This is a genomic window from Streptomyces albospinus (assembly GCF_014648695.1).
Lineage (GTDB): Bacteria > Actinomycetota > Actinomycetes > Streptomycetales > Streptomycetaceae > Streptomyces > Streptomyces albospinus.
In genome coordinates this window covers 27,189-43,281 of the sequence record NZ_BMRP01000002.1, presented here as the reverse complement: position 1 = coordinate 43,281, position 16,093 = coordinate 27,189, and the positions used below count along the sequence as shown (strand labels likewise).

The following is a 16,093-nucleotide window of genomic DNA, read 5'->3' as shown; positions in this document are numbered from 1 at the left end:
GCCCCCACCACCCACCCCCTCGGCTGGCCCGCCGTCACCGGCGTCCGACGCCGAGCCGCCGTCCCTCGTACCCCCCGCCGCCGACCCGGATGCCCTCGACGCACTGGTGCCGGACACCGTGCTGGACGGCGCCCAGTGCGGTTCCGCCGCGCTCCGGGCCGTCTCCCAGCGCGGCGCCGCGGCCCGCGAACGCGGTGAGCCGCGCCGCGACGCGCTCCTCACCGCCCGCTTCGGCGCCGGCCGGGACGCGCTGCTGCTGGTGGCCGTCGCCACCGGACTCCCGGCCGGCGGCGAGGGCGCCCACCGCGCGGCCCGCGACGCCTGCACCTGGATCGGCGGCGCGGTCGGCCGCAACTCCACCCGATTGGCGGAAGACATCCGGATCGACCGTCGCGACGCCCTCAAGTCAGGATTGCAGCGGCTCACCGACCGTGCTTACGGGCAGTTGCGCGGCCGGGCGGCAGAACTGGGCGTCGCGCCCGAGGAGTACACCGCCGCCCTGCGCTGCCTCCTGCTGCCCGCCGACCTCGACTCCCGTACGCGGGTGTTCTTCGGCATCGGCGCGGGCGGCATCTTCCGGCTGCGCAACGGTGCCTGGCGGGATCTGGAGCCTCCGGTGGCGGAACCCGGCGCCCACGCCGCCCCGGCCCCCGCTCCGGGCGCTCCCGGTGCCGCCCCCGCACGCCACGTCCCCCACGCCGGCGACGCGCGGTACGCCCCCTACGCGCCGTACGAGCCCGGCAACGCGGCCCGCCCGGACCCGTTCCTCTTCCGCGCCACGCTCGCCCGCTCCGGGGACGCGCTGCTGCTCTGCACCCCCGGCCTGGCGGAGCCCTGGCACGGCGCCCCCGCCTTCGCCGCCCGACTCGCCGCCCGGTGGTCCGATCCCCGGCCACCCGGCCTGACGGACTTCCTGACCGCCACCCAGACACCCCTCGCCGGCCACACGAAGGACCGCACGGCCGTGGGCGTCTGGGAGTCCTGACACGGCGCGGCGCGACGGGGCGCCGTGCGGCCCCGCCGCCCACCCCGGAGGCGAACCCCGCCACCCCATGGGTTGATGGAGGGGCACCCAGCCGCACCGGTAGCCGCTCCCCACTCCCAAGGAGCCCCCACATGCCCAGGCAGACCGTGGCCGAGCAGTTCATCGACATCCTGGTCCGTGCGGGCGTACGGCGGCTCTACGGCGTCGTCGGGGACAGTCTGAACCCGGTCGTGGACGCCATCCGCCGGCACTCCGCCATCGACTGGATCCAGGTCCGGCACGAGGAGGCTGCCGCCTTCGCCGCCGGGGCGGAGGCGCAGCTCACCGGGAAGCTGGCGGCCTGCGCGGGGTCCTGCGGGCCGGGCAATCTGCACCTGATCAACGGCCTCTACGACGCGCATCGGTCGATGGCACCGGTACTGGCCCTCGCCTCGCACATCCCGTCCAGCGAGATCGGCACCAGCTTCTTCCAGGAGACGCACCCGGACCGGCTGTTCTCCGAGTGCAGTCACTACAGCGAGCTGATCTCCAGCAACAAGCAGATGCCGCGGGTGCTCCAGACCGCGATCCAGCACGCCATCGGGCGGAGCGGGGTCTCGGTCGTCTCGCTCCCCGGTGACATCGCCGCCGAACAGGCGCCGGAACGCGCGATCGAGCACGCCCTGGTGACCAGCCGCCCCTCCGTCCGCCCCGGTGACGACGAGATCGACCGGCTCGCGCGGATGGTCGACCGGGCCGGCAGGGTCACGCTGTTCTGCGGCAGCGGCACGGCGGGTGCGCACGCCGAGGTGATGGAGTTCGCGGAGCGCGTGAAGTCCCCGGTCGGGCATGCGCTGCGGGGCAAGGAGTGGATCCAGTACGAGAATCCGTACGACGTCGGCATGAGCGGGCTGCTCGGTTACGGCGCCGCCTACGAGGCCACCCACGAGTGCGATCTGCTGGTCCTGCTGGGCACGGACTTCCCGTACAACGCCTTCCTGCCCGACGACGTGAAGATCGTGCAGGTGGACGTCCGGCCCGAGCACCTCGGCCGGCGCTCCAAGCTCGATCTCGCCGTCTGGGGCGATGTCCGCGAGACGCTGCGCTGCCTGATCCCCAAGGTCCGGGTGAAGACCGACCGCAGATTCCTCGACCGGATGCTGAAGAAGCACGCGGACGCGCTGGAGGGGGTGGTCGGGGCGTACACCCGCAAGGTGGAGAAGCATGTGCCGATCCACCCGGAGTACGTCGCGTCCGTGCTCGACGAGGAGGCCGCGGACGACGCGGTCTTCACGGTCGACACGGGCATGTGCAATGTCTGGGCGGCCCGCTACCTCAGCCCCAACGGGCGCCGGCGGGTGATCGGTTCGTTCAGCCACGGCTCGATGGCGAACGCGCTGCCGCAGGCGATCGGCGCCCAGTTCACCGACCGGGACCGGCAGGTCGTCTCGATGTCGGGGGACGGTGGATTCTCGATGCTGATGGGCGACTTCCTCACCCTGGTGCAGTACGACCTGCCGGTGAAGGTCGTGCTCTTCAACAACTCCTCCCTCGGGATGGTGGAGTTGGAGATGATGGTCTCCGGTCTGCCGGCGTACGGGACGACCAACCGCAACCCCGACTTCGCCGCCATCGCCCGTGCGGCCGGGGCGCACGGCGTACGGGTGGAGAAGCCCAAGCAGCTGCGCGGTGCGCTGCGCGACGCGTTCCGGCACAAGGGGCCGGCGCTGGTCGATGTGGTCACCGACCCCAACGCGCTGTCCATCCCCCCGAAGATCAGCGCCGAGATGGTGTCCGGCTTCGCGCTCTCGGCGGGCAAGATGGTGCTGGACGGGGGAGTGGGCCGGATGGTGCAGATGGCCCGCTCCAACCTCCGGAACATCCCGCGGGTGTGAGGGAGTTGACGGTGGGGCGGGGCGCCGCCCCGCGTGGTCAAGGTGAGGGGTGGCGGTGCCGGGGGCGCAGCCGCAGGGTCAGGATCTGGAACGGGCGCAGGCTGACGGTGAGGTCCGGTGCCGGGCCTTCGTCCGCGCTGTGGAGCGGGCGTTCCAGCAGGTCGGTGACGGCGGCGTGGTCGAGCGCGAAGCCGGGGGAGAGGGTGCCGGTGGCGCGACCGCCGTGGGACTCGTAGAGGCGGACGATCACATCGCCGCTGCGGTCGTCGGCGAGTTTGACCGACTCGATGGTGAGGGCGGGGTGGTCGACGCGGACGAGTGGTGCGACGGCGGGTGCGGTGGCGGTCCGGAGGGGGAGGTTGAGGGCCAGGCCCTCGGCGACCGCCTCGCCGACCGTCGCGCCGGGGAGCAGCGCGTAGCGGAACCGGTGGCGGCCCTGGTCGGTCTCCGGGTCGGGGCTGTGCGGGGCGCGCAGCAGGGTCAGCCGTACGGTCGTGCCGAGACCCCGGTCGTGGGGGGCGCGGGTGACGTCGTGGCCGTAGGTCGAGTCGTTGAGGAGTGCCACGCCGTAGCCGGGCTCGGCGACGTGCAGCCAGCGGTGGGCGCAGATCTCGAAACGCGCCGCGTCCCAGCTGGTGTTGGTGTGGGTGGGGCGGTGCACATGCCCGAACTGGATCTCGGCGGTGGACCGTTCGGCGTGCACGTCCAGGGGGAAGGCGGCCTTGAGGACCTTCTCCGACTCGTGCCAGTCGATGTCGGTGGTGATGTCGAGGCGGCGCGATCCGGCCCGCAGGGTGAGGTCCTGGGTGACGTGGGAGTCGCCGAAGGTCCTGGTCACCCGGACGGTGGCGGCGAGCGGGCCGGCCGCGAGCAGTTCGACGGAGTCGGCGTCGGTGAGATCGGTGTGGCGGTTGCGGTAGTGCCGGTCGAGGTCCCAGGCGTCGTACTGGTTGGGGTGGTCGGGGTGCAGCTGGAGGAGGTTGCCGCGCGCGCCGGGCGCCAGTGCCTCGCGTCCGGTGGCCGCATCGCGGACGGAGGTCAGCAGGCCGTCGGCGTCGATGGCCACCCGCAGCCGTCCGTTGTCGAGGGTGAAGCGGCGCGCGTCGGCGCGGGTGCGTACGGGGGAGGGGGCGCCGGTGGCGGCCGGCGGGACGGGAGCCGAGCCCAGGGCGGGGACGTGGACGGCGACGGCTTCGGCGCCCGGGCCGTCGGGCGGCTCGATGATCTCGTACCGGTCGTACGGTGCGGCGTTGAAGACCGCCGGCCCGGCCGCCCCGCGGTCCGCACCGGCCGCCGGCGCCGCCAGCGCCTCCTCGATCAGGCCGGTCAGCTCCGCCTCCACCGCCGCGTAGGTGGCGCGCGCCTCGCGGTGGACCCAGGCGATCGACGAGCCCGGCAGGATGTCGTGGAACTGGTGCAGGAGCACGGTCTTCCAGAGGCGGTCCAGCGCCTCGTACGGGTAGTCGTACGCGGCCCCGCCGGGCTCTCCTGCGCACCGGACAGCCGCCGTCGCCGCCCACAACTCCGCCTCCCGCAGCAGGTGTTCGCACCGCCGGTTGCCCTGCTTGGTCTTCGCCTGCGAGGTGTAGGTGCCGCGGTGGAACTGGAGGTAGAGCTCGCCCGACCAGACGGGGGCCGCCGCGCCGTACTCCTCGTGGGCGGCGGCGAAGAAGCGCGCCGGCGGCTCGATGGTGACGCGCGGGGAGCCTTCCAGCGAGCGCAGCCGGCGGGCCCGTTCGAGCATCTCGCGGGTGGGGCCGCCCCCGCCGTCGCCCCAGCCGAACGGGACGAGGGAGCGGGTTGCGCGCCCCTTGTCGGCGAAGTTGCGTTCCGCGTGGGCGAGTTCGCGGCCGTGCAGTTGGGAGTTGTAGGTGTCGACGGGTGGGAAGTGGGTGAAGATCCGGGTGCCGTCGATGCCCTCCCACCAGAAGGTGTGGTGCGGCATCCTGTCGGTCTGGTTCCAGGAGAGCTTCTGGGTGAGGAACCAGCGCGCCCCGGCCAGCCGCGCGAGCTGGGGGAAGGCCGCGGTGTAGCCGAAGGAGTCGGGCAGCCAGATCTCCTCGGTCTCGACGCCGAATTCGTCGCGGAAGAAGCGCTTTCCGTGGGTGAGCTGCCGGGCCAGCGCCTCGCCGCCGGGCATATTGGCGTCGGACTCCACCCACATCGATCCCACCGGAGCCCAATGGCCCGTCCGTACCGCTTCCTTGATGCGGGACCAGATGTGCGGCTGATGCTCCTTCACCCAGGCGTACTGCTGTGCCTGAGAGCAGGCGAAGACCAGCTCCGGGTATTCGGTGGCGAGTTGGGTGACATTGGCGAAGGTGCGGGAGGCTTTGCGCACCGTCTCGCGCAGCGGCCACAGCCAGGCGGAGTCGATATGGGCGTGCCCGGTGGCAGAGACGCGGTGCGCGCTGGCGTGCGCCGGGCTGCTCAGTACGCCGGCCAGCTCCGCCCGCCCCGCCTGTGCGGTACCGCCGACGGCGTGCAGATCGACCGCGTCCAGCATGTTCTCCAGGGCCCGCAGGATCTCGTGCCGGCGGGGCCGGTCGACGGGCAGTTCGTGCATCAGCTCGGACAGCACCTCGATGTCGAGGATCAGCTGCCAGACGGTCTCGTCGAGCACGGCGAGATCCGCGGACGCGAAGCGGTAGAGGGGACGGCGGGGTGCGCGCACGTCGCCGAGGTCGGTGGGGCGGAAGTCCCGCAGCACGGCCGGGTTCGCGGCGGCTTCCAGGAGCAGCCGGACCTCCTCGCCGCCCTGCGCGGGCGCGGAGATCGGGACGTGCCGGTTGCGCGGGTGGATGCCCTTGAGCGGGACGCCGCGGGCGTCGTGGACCAGCCCCTCCGCCTGGAACCCCGGTCCGTCGCCGCTGAAGCCCGGGTCGATGACGGCCTCCACCCGGCGCCCCGCCCACTCCGGCGGCACCTCGCCGGCCATCCGGAACCAGCTCGTCGACCACGGCGGCCCCCAGGCGTCCCCGGCCGCGAAGGGCTCGTACGCGGCCCGCAACGCCTCGTCCACGGGTACGGGTTCGCCAGGGGCATGCCACACCTCCAGCCGCAGCGGCCGGCGCGCGGCGTACTGCGCGGGCCTGATGAACTGCCCCAGCGCCCGCTCCAGGCGCCCCTCCACCAGCAGTCGGTCGTCGTGCACAGCGGCTCCTCACGCTCGTACGGCACGCGCACCCGGCGCCGGGCCCGCGGACCGGGCGCGCTGTGGGCGTACCGGAGGCATACCCACTCACGGGCCCTGTGGCGAGCGCGGGGCGTCCGTCCGGGCCCCCGGGGGGCATCCGGACGCGGCACCGGCGCCGTGGTCGGCAAGCGGAAGCATGGCGCCGGGTCCGATGGGAATGCTGACCGTGAGGCTGTTCGAGGCAGAGCGCTGAGGGTTCATTGGGGGCGGGGGAGAGCATGCGTCAGCCTGTGCGGCGCGAGGATCGGGACAGACGGCAGGAAGCGGCCGGGAGGAACGGGGGCGGAGCGGTCGCGACCCGGGCGCCGGGGACGCTGGAGCGCAAGGTGCGGCAGGCCGATCTCAAGGCCGTCGGCGAGGTGCGCAGGGAGCTGCGGCAGCTGCTGCGCCGGTGGGCGCTGCCGGACGGGCAGGAGGCGGTGGACGCGGATGTCGCGACGCTGCTGATCAGCGAACTGGTCACCAACGCCCTGGTGCACGCGGACGGCGGGGCGGTGGTGACGGCCCGGATCACCGACCGGTTACGGGTGGAGGTGCGGGACTTCACCGCGGGGCGGCCGGAGCCGCGGGCCGCCACAACTGACGGTACGTCAGGGAGGGGGCTGATGCTGGTGCGTTCCTTGGCGGACGCATGGGGCATCCGGTCCGAGGGCGTCGGCAAGTGTGTGTGGTTCGAGTTGGGCGGCGGACCGGCCTGACGCGGAGCCGGGGGTGTCGGTCGGCGCAGTCCGCCACCACTCACCCGAACTGCCGCTCGATCTCGGCGAGTTTCTCTTCCAGCGAGTCCAGCCGCGGGAGCGTCTGGGTGTCGTCCTCGGCGGTGAGATCCACGGTCGTACGCCGTCCGGGTGCGGCGTCGGCGGCCTCAGCGCCGGCGACGGCCTTGAGGGCCCGGCGGGAGCGCTTTGGCGGGTCCCCTTGAAGCAGTGTCACCGGGTCGCCGGCTATGGCGGATTCCGGGCCGGCGTGCGCACCCGCTGCCTCCCGCCCGCTCTCCGTGACGGTCTTCCCGGCCACCTGCGCCGCCGTCTGCGGCCCCGCGGTCACCGCCAGCGGGCGCTGACCGGTGCGACCGATGCTCCAGGAGCGGTGCTGCCGGTTGAGTGCCTTGATGCGGGCCCGGTCGAGCTTGCCCTGCTCGCGCCTGCGGAGCCGGTTCTGCTCCTTCTCCCGTTTGTCCTCGCGGACTTCCTCGACGGCCTCGTCCAGGGTCCGTACGCCCTCCAGCAGCATCAGCGACCAGGCCGCGAAGGTCTCACGGGGAGCCCGCAGCCAGCGCACGATCCGGATCTGCGGGAGCGGACGGGGCACCAGGCCCTGCTCGCGCAGCGCCGCCCGGCGGGTCTGCTTCAGCGCGCGGTCGAAGAGGACCGCGGCCGAGAGCGACATCCCGGCGAAGAACTGCGGCGCGCCCGCGTGGTCCAGGCCGCGCGGCGCGTGCACCCAGTTGAACCAGGCGGCGGCGCCCGCGAACGTCCACACCAGCATCCGGGAGCCGAGCGCGGCATCACCGTGGCTGGCCTCGCGCACCGCCAGTACGGAGCAGAACATCGCCGCCCCGTCGAGCCCGAACGGCACCAGGTACTCCCAGCCTCCGGTGAGGCCCAGGTTCTGTACGCCGAAGCCGACCAGTCCGTGGAAGGAGAGTGCCGCGGCCACCGCGGCGCAGCAGAACAGCAGCAGATACGAGGCCGAGGCGAAGACGGCTTCCTTGCGGCGGCGGCGTTCCTCGCTGCGTTCCCAGGAGTCGTCGCCGGTGCCTTCACCGGCGTTTTTGCCGCGCAGCAGGACGACTGTGGTGGCCATGGCACCGGCGAGCAGCAGAACGGCTGGAATCAGCCAATTTAGCGATATATCGGTCATTTTCATTCCGAGCCCCTTGCTTCACGTTGCCCGCGCGTGCGCGGATTCGCGCGCCATCCTGACGGAATCCGCCCCGCTCCCAGGGGGTTTCGGAGCAAGAGGACGCCAAGGGGTGCCGGAGTGGGCAGTTGGACGCCCGCGGCGTCGAACTCCCTTTCAAGTACGGTGAGTTGTGTGCGAATCAATGCCACCTTTTCGAGTGGCGGCGTGCGTCAGGCGGTTGCCGTGAGGCGCCTGATGCGGTCCGCGTCGCCGGTGCGCGGGCAGGTGACGCAGGTGTCCTCGGGGCGCAGCGTGTAGTACATGCAGCAGCTCGCCCGGTCCCGGGTCGGCAGCGCCTCGCCGTTCGGCCCGGCCAGCTCGCGAAACGCCGCGCTCCCCACGTACGGCGCGGTGGCGCCCGGCAGCAGCCGCTCCAGCCAGGCCACCGCCCGCCGCTCCTCGCCCAGCAGATGGCCGACGTACCAGAGCCCCTCGACGATCTCGTCGGATGCCATCCCCCACAGCGCCCGCGGCCCGCGCCGCATCCGGGTGCGGAAGCCGTCCAGCACGGGCCCCAGGTGCTCGGCCACCGACGCCCGCACCTCGGCGCGCAGGGCCTCTTCGTCCGCCACGACACGGGCGCCCGGGAGCCCCGCCGCAGGATCGTCCGGAAGGCACCCGAACGAGGTGACCCGCACCGCCATCCGGCCCAGTGCCCGCTGGAAGCAGACGTCCTGAACGGGCAGCCGCGGCACCCGGCGGTGCAGGAACCACGGGACGGTGATCAGCAGGCAGGCGGGCCAGGCATACCGGTGCAGCGCGAAGCTCGCCACGACATCGGGGCGGGCGCGCCGCCCGTGGTCCCGCAGGATCTGTGCGTCGTCCCAGGAGAGGAAGGAGTCCAGGGCCGCGCCGCCCTCCGCCAGCCCGGCCGCGGACACCCAGCCGTCACCGGTCGGCGGTGCCGTGTCCCACATGGCCACCCGCAGCGCGGGGAACACCTCGGTGAGCCGGGCGTACGCGTCTTCGGCAGGGTGGAGACCAGGCGCGGCGGCGAGGGCAGAAGTCATGCGGGAGACCACCGAATCGCGAGCGTTGGCAGGTAAGGCTTACCTTATCGGAAATGCCTACCCGCGCTCGCGGAGGTGTGAACCGGGGCCTCGGCCGCTTATGGTGCTGGCAACCGTCAGGAGGAACCGTCATGGAGCAGGGCACAGCGGAACAGGGGCCGCACACCCGGGCCTGGCTGCCCGAGCAGGCCGCTTCCGCCGTGCCGCACGGCGCCCGGGGCGGTGACGACGGCCCCCGGCCGGCCGCGCCCGGTCCGCACACGCCGCGGCAGCAGCCCCGGCGCCACTCGGTCCGCGGCCAGATCCTGACCGCGCTGCGCCAGGCCCTCACCGCGGGCGAGCTGGTCGCCGGCGAGGTCTACTCCGCGCCGGTGCTCGCCGAACGCTACGGCGTCTCCGCGACCCCGGTGCGCGAGGCCATGCAGCAGCTCGCCGGGGAAGGCGCCGTGGAGATCGTCCCCAACCGCGGCTTCCGGGTCTGCGAGCCCAGCCCCCGCGACCTCGCGGAGCTCGCCGAGGTCCGCGCCATGCTGGAGGTGCCCGCGATCGTCCGGCTGGCCAGGGCGATCCCGCCGGAGCGCTGGGAGGGCCTGCGCCCGCTCGCCGAGGCCGGCGTCACGGCCGCCGCCCACGGCGACCGGGCCGGCTACGCAGACGCCGACCACGCCTTCCACCAGGCCCTGATCGCGCTCACCGGGAACCGCCGGCTCACCCAGGTCACCGGCGATCTGCTGCGCCGCGTCCAGTGGTCGGCCGGCGGCACCCGGCGCCGTACGGCCGACCTACTGGCCGACGCCTCCGAGCACACGGCCCTGCTCGACGCCCTGATCGCCCAGGAGTACGCGGTCGCCGAACGGATCGCCCGAGAGCACCTCTCGGCGGCGCGACACCTGCACTGAGATGCGCTGAGATGCACTGAGTAGCGGGCGCGGGCGCGGAGGGGGCGCGTGCCGGGGGCTTCCCTTCCGTGCCGGGCGGCGGGGCGATGCGGTGTCCCGGAGCGGCGCGCGCGACGGCTGTGCGGACCCGTCCGCGGTGTTCGGAGCGGCGTACGGCCGCCGGCTCGATGGCGCGGGCCCGGTGGCGCGAGCCCGGACGCGCGGGCTCAGACAGCGGGCAGCAACTGCACCAGCGGCAGGGCCGCGACATCGGCGGCGGGCCGGGAGAGATACAGGTCGGCGTGGTAGAAGCCGTCGGACTCCTTGCCGGTGACGGACAGCCCGCGGGCAGCCAGCGCGTCGAGGGCCGCCCGCCGTTCGTCGCCGTCGGCGAACCGGCGCTGGCGGAACGTTCGGGTGGTGAGCTTCTCGGTGACCAGGCCGGCGCGGGCCAGCAGCTCGGCGACCGGCCGGTAGGGCACCGTACGCAGCACGAACGCGGCGACCCAGGGCGGTGCGGTGAAGCAGTCGAAGAGTTGGCCGAAGGTGCGCGCGGTGATGTAGCCGACGCCGCCGGTGACGGTGACCAGGTCGGTGCCGGCGAGGGCGCTGCGCAGCGCGGGGCTGGGCGCGTCGCGCTCCAGGTTCGCCGGGAAGCCGTGGTCGACCAGGCCGACGGACCGGGCGTAGTCGACCGCGCGGTGCGCCGCGTCGATGCCGATCACCCGGGCCGCGTCGGGGCGGCGGCGGGTGGCGAAGAACATGCGGTCGTCGCGGGCGAGTTGATCACTCGTCAGGGCTTGCCGGTCGGGCGCGACGTAGTGGTGGTAGAGGTCGTCGAGGGAGACCCGGTGGTTCAGCAGCGCGGCGTTGACCCCGTATGAGCAGCACAGGTCGACGACTTGGAGCGGTGGACGGTCGCTGCGGCGGCGCTGCAAGGTTTCGGCGGCGGCGCGGAACACCGCCTGGCCGTGGTGCGGAATCTGGTACTCCAGGGGTTGCAGCGTGGTGAAGTACCGGCGTGGATCAGGGCAGTTGTAGATCGCCTCGAAATCCGCCTTGCCCCAGTCGGTTCCAGCGGTGGTTCTGGTCACTCCTGCTGTCACGGTCGGCCTCCTGCAAAGGCGTATGCCATAGGGAGCTGGTCCCGGACCAGCATCCAGGCCGCGCCGCCGCGTCACAGTGCGACTTGCGGCCATTCTCGGGGCCCCTGGGACGTGGAGCTACCGTCCGGTCCGCGGTCCGCGGACCGGCAACTTCCATCGTGGCCCGGCCGATCCGCCGCCGCCACCGCAAGGTTCCGGCCAATCGGGACCACGGGCCGCATGGCCGGTGGAGGGGGGTTGACGGGGGCAGGGCCCCGGCCTGTATGGTCCGCCGCCCGTGCCTGCTTCTCCCCGCCGCCCGCCCGTACCTCGCGCCCGGGAGGCCGGGGCGAGGCGGCGCCGCACGTGCCCGCCGGCCTGCCGTGGGACGTGCCGTACGTGCGCGGGGCCGAGGGATGGGACGGCGCTGGACGCACCGACCGCGAGGTCGGGACGTCCCGGCGCCGTACGTGCCCGCGCACCCGCCATGGCGTCGCGCCGTACGTGTGCGCCCGGTCCGGGGCCCGGCGGCCCGGACCGGGGCCCATGTGCGGGTGGGTGGGCTTACGAGTCCGTCGGGTCCGGGGGGAGCTGACCGGCGAGCCAGGTGGGGACGCCGCCCATGAGGCGGAAGAGGCGGGCCGCCTCGGTGCGGAGGCGGGCGGCTTCGTCGTCCGGGGCGGCGTCGGCCAGAGCGACCAGGGCCGGGGCGGTGCCGACGAGGAAACCCAGTTCCTCGCGGATCCGCAGGGACTCGGTGAAGCCGTGCCGGGCCTCCGCCAACTCCCCGTCGCGCAGTGCGAGTCCGGCCAGATGGCGCCAGGTGAAGGACAGCAGCAGGATGTCGCCGTGGGCGGTGGCGCCGGCGTGCGCACGGCGGTAGGCGGCGCGGGCCGCGTCCGCGCTGTCGGCGACGTGCTCGGCCATCAGCCCGCGCCGGAAGTCCAGCAGCGGCCGGCCGGCCGCCGTCGGGGCGAGCAGCGCGGCGGCCCTGCCCAGTGCCGAACGTGCTTCGTCGGCGCGGTCGCGTACGCCCAACACCGTTGCGGTGTAGGCGAGATGGCCGCGTTCGCAGGCCGCCTCGCCGCGTTCTTCGTCGTCGCCGGCCAGTGCCTCCGCGGCGCGGAGCGCGTCCTCGGCCTCGGCCCAGCCGGTGGCCGTGAACATGCAGCGCTCGACGAGGAGCGCGGCGCGGCGCAGCGCGGCGGGGGCGTGGCGGGCGGCGTGTGGTTCCAGGAGTACGGCCGCGTCGTGCCAGCAGCCGCGGGAGCGCAGCCGCCAAACGGCGCGGTCGAGGGGGTCATCCCCCTCGACCGTTCTGGCTGCTGCTGGTGGCACCGGTGCGGATGCCGGTCCTGGCACCTGGGCCGGTACCGGGTCCGCGGACCTAAGGGAATCCGCTGAATCCGCGGATCCTGACATGGCGGTATCCGCCACATTGCCCTCCCCGAGCGCGCCATTGAGCGGGAATTCGGATGCAGTGGGCGAATCTCAGCACGAACTCCCGCGCCGGGCCAAGGGGGTGGGTGAATGATTTCACAATCGGGTGAGGGGGCGCCACGGCGGCTTTCGGGAGCCTGATCGGCCGTGGCCTGGCGCGCGGCTGCCGGCCGGTGCCGGAACGCCGTTGCTGCGATGCCGCCCGATCGTGGTACCTCGAATGGCGGATAGAGGGCGGATAGAGGGCGGATGGGTACGGGGGAGTGCCGGGTGGGGCGGGGACCGGATTCCGGCCGTGCCCGTCAGCTCATCCGGAGGGCCAGGAAGAAGTCCAGCTTGTCCTCCAGGCGCGAGAGGTCGCGGCCGGTCAGCTGCTCGATGCGGCCCACGCGGTAGCGGAGCGTGTTGACGTGCAGGTGGAGGCGGGTGGCGCAGCGGGTCCAGGAGCCGTCGCAGTCGAGGAACGCCTCCAGGGTGGGGATCAGCTCGGCGCGGTGGCGGCGGTCGTAGTCGCGCAGCGGGTCCAGGAGGCGGGCGGTGAAGGCGCGCCGGACGTCGTCGGGGACGAAGGGAAGCAGCAGGACGTGGGAGGCGAGCTCCTCGTGGCCGGCGGCGCAGACCCGGCCGGGGCGGGCGGCGGCGACCCGGCGGGCGTGCCGGGCCTCCTCCAGGGCCCCGCGCAGGCCCTCGGCGGAGTGCACGGAGGCGCTGACGCCGACCGTGAGGCGGCCGTCGCCGTCCAGTCCGCGGCTGAGCGGGGCCTGGACGACGCCGAGCAGGGCGTCGGCGTGCAGGCCGTCCGTCGAGGTGCCGTCCGTGGATTCGTCGGGGACGGCCGGCAGCGGGACCAGCGCCACCGCCTCGTCGCCGGTGTGGGCGACCGCGATCCGGTCGGAGGGCTCGGGACCGAAGGTGCCCGGGTCGACCAGCACCTCCTCCAGGAGGCTCTGGGCCACCGGGCCGCCGGGGACGTCGCCGCCCTCCCATTCGACCCGGGCCACCACGATCTGCCAGTGCGGGGCGGTGCCCAGCCCGGGGAGCAGCACGGGCGCCGCCACCCGGAGCCGGGCGGCGATCTCGGCGGGCGGCGCGCCGGTCTGGACCAGTTCCAGGACCTCCTGGGCGAGCCGGCGGCGGACCGTGCGGGCGGCGTCGCGGCGGTCGCGCTCGACGGCGATCAGCTGGGTGACGCCGTGCAGCAGGTCGAGACGCTCCTCGGGCCAGTCGCCGGCGTCCGCCTCGACGGCCAGCAGCCAGTCGCTGAGCAGTGTCTGCCGCAGGTCACGGCCCTCGTAGCGGATCGGGAAGAGGGAGTACGTGGCGCCGGCGAGGGTGACCCGGTGGGGGCCGCGGCGGCCGGTGCGGGTGGCGGCCAGGTGCTCGCCGGCGAGCCGGGCGCCCAGCTCCGCGGGCAGCTCGGGCCCTGAGTCGGCCAGCGTCGAGCCGGCGATCTGGCGGCCGGTGGGGGAGAGCACCCAGGCCCGCAGGTCGAGGTCGGAGCCGAGCAGGTCCAGGACGACCTCGGGTCCGCCGCCGGCGGGGCCGGACGTCATCAGGCGCCGGTGCCGGTCCACGACGGCGGCCAGGTCGCCGGCCCGCTCGCTGGAGACCTGCCGGACGACGTGCTCGGTGATGGAGGCGAACGAGACGTCCTCGACGACCGAGAAGAGCGGCAGGCGGTGCCGGAGGCAGGCTTGTACGAGGTCGTCGGGGATCGCCCCGAGCTCGGCCTCGCCGGCCGCGAGTCCGGCGACCCCGGCGGCGGCCAGGATGCGGACGAACCGCTCGGAGTCCTCCGGTTCGCGGCGCCAGGCCAGGCCGGTGAGCACCAGCTCACCGCCGGAGAGATAACGGCTGGGATCCCGCAGGTCGGTGGTCATCACGCCACGGACGGTGCGGTCCAGCTCATCCTCGCCCCCGAGGAGCCGGAGGCCCAGAGTATGTGTGTCCAGGAGTGCGCGGAGCCGCATGACCTCGCCCGCCGTTCTTTGCTGTCTCGTGTTGCCGGTGGAATGCCGCGAGGTTTTGAATCCTCGTCTTTCGTTCGAATCTACAAGACCGGCACCGTGGCCAGCCAACCGCTTCATGGTTTCGGTGACTGCACCGGGTGGGGGCAGTGCGCGTTCACTAAGCCCAACCGCGTTAACAAGACATGAACGGCTCGATGGCGACGAGGACCCGCCGTCCTCACCATGAGCAGCGAACGACCCGATTTCGTAGAAATTCGTAGAAGAGGCCACCCATGGACTTCCTTCGCCCCGCCAGCTGGGAGGAGGCGCTCGCCGCCAAGGCAGAGCACCCTACCGCTGTGCCCATCGCGGGCGGCACGGACGTGATGGTCGAGATCAACTTCGACCACCGCCGCCCCGAGTACCTGCTCGACCTGAACCGGATCGGTGACCTGAGCGAGTGGGAGGTCGGAGAGAACACCGTACGCCTGGGCGCCTCCGTTCCCTACACCAAGATCATGGAGAACCTGCGGACCGAACTCCCGGGCCTGGCCCTGGCGTCGCACACCGTGGCCTCCCCGCAGATCCGCAACCGCGGCGGCGTCGGCGGCAACCTCGGCACCGCCTCGCCGGCCGGTGACGCGCACCCCGCGCTGCTCGCCGCCGGCTGCGAGGTCGAGGTCGAGTCCGTCCGCGGCCGGCGCATGATCCCGATCGACGAGTTCTACGTGGGCGTCAAGCGCAACGCGATGGCGCCCGACGAGCTGATCCGCTCGGTGCACCTCCCGAAGGCCGACGGACCGCAGCAGTTCTCCAAGGTCGGCACCCGCAACGCCATGGTGATCGCGGTGTGCGCCTTCGGCATCGCGCTGCACCCCGAGACCCGTACGGTCCGCACCGGCATCGGCTCCGCCGCGCCCACCCCGGTACGGGCCAAGGAGGCCGAGGAGTTCCTCGCCGCGGCCCTGGAGGACGGCGGCTTCTGGGAGTCGGGCAATCCCATCCCGCCGTCCGTCGCCAAGCAGTTCGCCCAGCTGGCGTCCGGCGCCTGCAACCCGATCGACGATGTGCGCGGCAGCGCCAAGTACCGCCGGCACGCGGTCGGCATCATGGCGCGCCGCACCCTCGGCTGGACCTGGGAGTCCTACCGCGGACATGAGAGGAGCGCACAGTGCGCGTGAACTTCACCGTCAACGGCCGCAAGCAGGAGGCCGACGACGTCTGGGAAGGCGAGAGCCTGCTGTACGTCCTCCGCGAGCGGATGGGCCTGCCGGGCTCCAAGAACGCCTGCGAGCAGGGCGAGTGCGGCTCCTGCACGGTCCGCCTGGACGGTGTGCCGGTGTGCTCCTGCCTGGTCGCGGCCGGCCAGGTCGAGGGCCGCGAGGTGGTGACCGTCGAGGGCCTGGCGGACTACGCCAAGCAGCGCGCCGAGCACGGCGGCTGCGCCTCCGGGGCCTGCGGCACCAGCCTGGACGCCGCCCAGCGGTGGCAGTCCAAGCCGGCCGACTCGCAGACCGGGGAGAACACCGAACTCTCCCCGATCCAGCAGGCGTTCATCGACGCCGGCGCGGTCCAGTGCGGCTTCTGCACCCCGGGCCTGCTGGTCGCCGCCGACGAACTGCTGGAGCGCAACGACTCCCCGTCGGACGCCGACATCCGTGAGGCGCTGTCGGGCAACCTGTGCCGCTGCACGGGGTACGAGAAGATCCTCGACGCGGTCCGGCTGGCAGCCGCCCGCGGCGAGAACCGGACCGCCGGACAGGGGGCCTGA

Annotated in this window: 12 protein-coding genes; 6 read left to right on the top strand and 6 right to left on the bottom strand. The window is 73.4% G+C overall.

All coding sequences use genetic code 11. The features are described 5' to 3' along the window. Window positions 1–985 (top strand): protein phosphatase 2C domain-containing protein (locus tag IEZ17_RS41955; protein ID WP_229851788.1); only part of this gene is annotated, 985 nt, incomplete at its 5' end. Between the two features lie 131 nt (window positions 986–1,116). Next, window positions 1,117–2,859: a pyruvate dehydrogenase gene (locus tag IEZ17_RS03580; RefSeq protein ID WP_189296313.1), complete on the top strand. Its 1,743-nt coding sequence runs from the start codon at window positions 1,117–1,119 to the stop codon at window positions 2,857–2,859. A 37-nt stretch (window positions 2,860–2,896) separates the two neighbouring features. Here IEZ17_RS03580 and IEZ17_RS03575 read toward each other — a convergent pair whose 3' ends face one another. Continuing rightward, the gene (locus IEZ17_RS03575) at window positions 2,897–6,013 is read right to left on the bottom strand and encodes an alpha-mannosidase (protein WP_189296311.1); all 3,117 of its coding nucleotides are present in this window, start codon (window positions 6,011–6,013) and stop codon (window positions 2,897–2,899) included. A gap of 260 nt (window positions 6,014–6,273) precedes the next feature. On the opposite strand from IEZ17_RS03575, the gene IEZ17_RS03570 reads away from it, so the two are divergent. After that, the gene (locus tag IEZ17_RS03570; RefSeq protein ID WP_189296309.1) at window positions 6,274–6,753 is read left to right on the top strand and encodes an ATP-binding protein; all 480 of its coding nucleotides are present in this window, start codon (window positions 6,274–6,276) and stop codon (window positions 6,751–6,753) included. 40 nt (window positions 6,754–6,793) lie between these two features. Here the strand turns inward: IEZ17_RS03570 and IEZ17_RS03565 are convergent, their stop codons facing one another. Together IEZ17_RS03565 and IEZ17_RS03560 are read right to left on the bottom strand one after the other, a co-directional pair. Beyond that, window positions 6,794–7,924, bottom strand: a complete 1,131-nt coding sequence (locus IEZ17_RS03565) for a DUF2637 domain-containing protein (RefSeq protein WP_189296307.1) — start codon at window positions 7,922–7,924, stop codon at window positions 6,794–6,796. A gap of 206 nt (window positions 7,925–8,130) precedes the next feature. Continuing rightward, window positions 8,131–8,970 (bottom strand): (2Fe-2S)-binding protein, encoded by an 840-nt coding sequence (locus tag IEZ17_RS03560; RefSeq protein WP_189296305.1) that lies wholly within the window; start codon window positions 8,968–8,970, stop codon window positions 8,131–8,133. A gap of 131 nt (window positions 8,971–9,101) precedes the next feature. Between IEZ17_RS03560 and IEZ17_RS03555 the strand changes: the two genes are divergently transcribed. Continuing rightward, window positions 9,102–9,869 carry a GntR family transcriptional regulator gene (locus tag IEZ17_RS03555; protein ID WP_189296304.1) on the top strand — a complete coding sequence of 256 codons (768 nt, stop codon included), beginning with the start codon at window positions 9,102–9,104 and terminating at the stop codon, window positions 9,867–9,869. A 206-nt stretch (window positions 9,870–10,075) separates the two neighbouring features. Here the strand turns inward: IEZ17_RS03555 and IEZ17_RS03550 are convergent, their stop codons facing one another. The 3 genes from IEZ17_RS03550 to IEZ17_RS03540 all read right to left on the bottom strand — a co-directional run bounded on the left by IEZ17_RS03550 (window position 10,076) and on the right by IEZ17_RS03540 (window position 14,343). Beyond that, window positions 10,076–10,954 carry a hypothetical protein gene (locus IEZ17_RS03550; RefSeq protein ID WP_229851786.1) on the bottom strand — a complete coding sequence of 293 codons (879 nt, stop codon included), beginning with the start codon at window positions 10,952–10,954 and terminating at the stop codon, window positions 10,076–10,078. 543 nt (window positions 10,955–11,497) lie between these two features. Next, entirely contained in the window at window positions 11,498–12,355 is an 858-nt protein-coding gene (locus IEZ17_RS03545) for a hypothetical protein (protein WP_373299718.1), read from the bottom strand. Window positions 12,356–12,675: 320 nt separating this feature from the next. Beyond that, the gene (locus IEZ17_RS03540) at window positions 12,676–14,343 is read right to left on the bottom strand and encodes a PucR family transcriptional regulator (protein ID WP_189296300.1); all 1,668 of its coding nucleotides are present in this window, start codon (window positions 14,341–14,343) and stop codon (window positions 12,676–12,678) included. 272 nt (window positions 14,344–14,615) lie between these two features. Here IEZ17_RS03540 and IEZ17_RS03535 point away from each other — a divergent pair, with 272 nt between their 5' ends. Next, window positions 14,616–15,503 (top strand): FAD binding domain-containing protein, encoded by an 888-nt coding sequence (locus IEZ17_RS03535; RefSeq protein WP_189296297.1) that lies wholly within the window; start codon window positions 14,616–14,618, stop codon window positions 15,501–15,503. Next, on the top strand, window positions 15,494–16,093 hold the full coding sequence (locus IEZ17_RS03530) for a (2Fe-2S)-binding protein (RefSeq protein ID WP_159507433.1): 600 nt from the start codon (window positions 15,494–15,496) through the stop codon (window positions 16,091–16,093). Before IEZ17_RS03535 ends, IEZ17_RS03530 begins: the two co-directional genes overlap by 10 nt.

Bases quoted from the DNA above. Each gene is read 5' to 3' on its own strand.
- IEZ17_RS03580 (WP_189296313.1), top strand. From the start codon at position 1,117: ATGCCCAGGCAGACCGTGGCCGAGCAGTTCATCGACATCCTGGTCCGT.
- IEZ17_RS03570 (WP_189296309.1), top strand. From the start codon at position 6,274: ATGCGTCAGCCTGTGCGGCGCGAGGATCGGGACAGACGGCAGGAAGCG.
- IEZ17_RS03565 (WP_189296307.1), bottom strand. From the start codon at position 7,924: ATGAAAATGACCGATATATCGCTAAATTGGCTGATTCCAGCCGTTCTG.
- IEZ17_RS03560 (WP_189296305.1), bottom strand. From the start codon at position 8,970: ATGACTTCTGCCCTCGCCGCCGCGCCTGGTCTCCACCCTGCCGAAGAC.
- IEZ17_RS03555 (WP_189296304.1), top strand. From the start codon at position 9,102: ATGGAGCAGGGCACAGCGGAACAGGGGCCGCACACCCGGGCCTGGCTG.
- IEZ17_RS03545 (WP_373299718.1), bottom strand. From the start codon at position 12,355: ATGTCAGGATCCGCGGATTCAGCGGATTCCCTTAGGTCCGCGGACCCG.
- IEZ17_RS03540 (WP_189296300.1), bottom strand. From the start codon at position 14,343: ATGCGGCTCCGCGCACTCCTGGACACACATACTCTGGGCCTCCGGCTC.
- IEZ17_RS03535 (WP_189296297.1), top strand. From the start codon at position 14,616: ATGGACTTCCTTCGCCCCGCCAGCTGGGAGGAGGCGCTCGCCGCCAAG.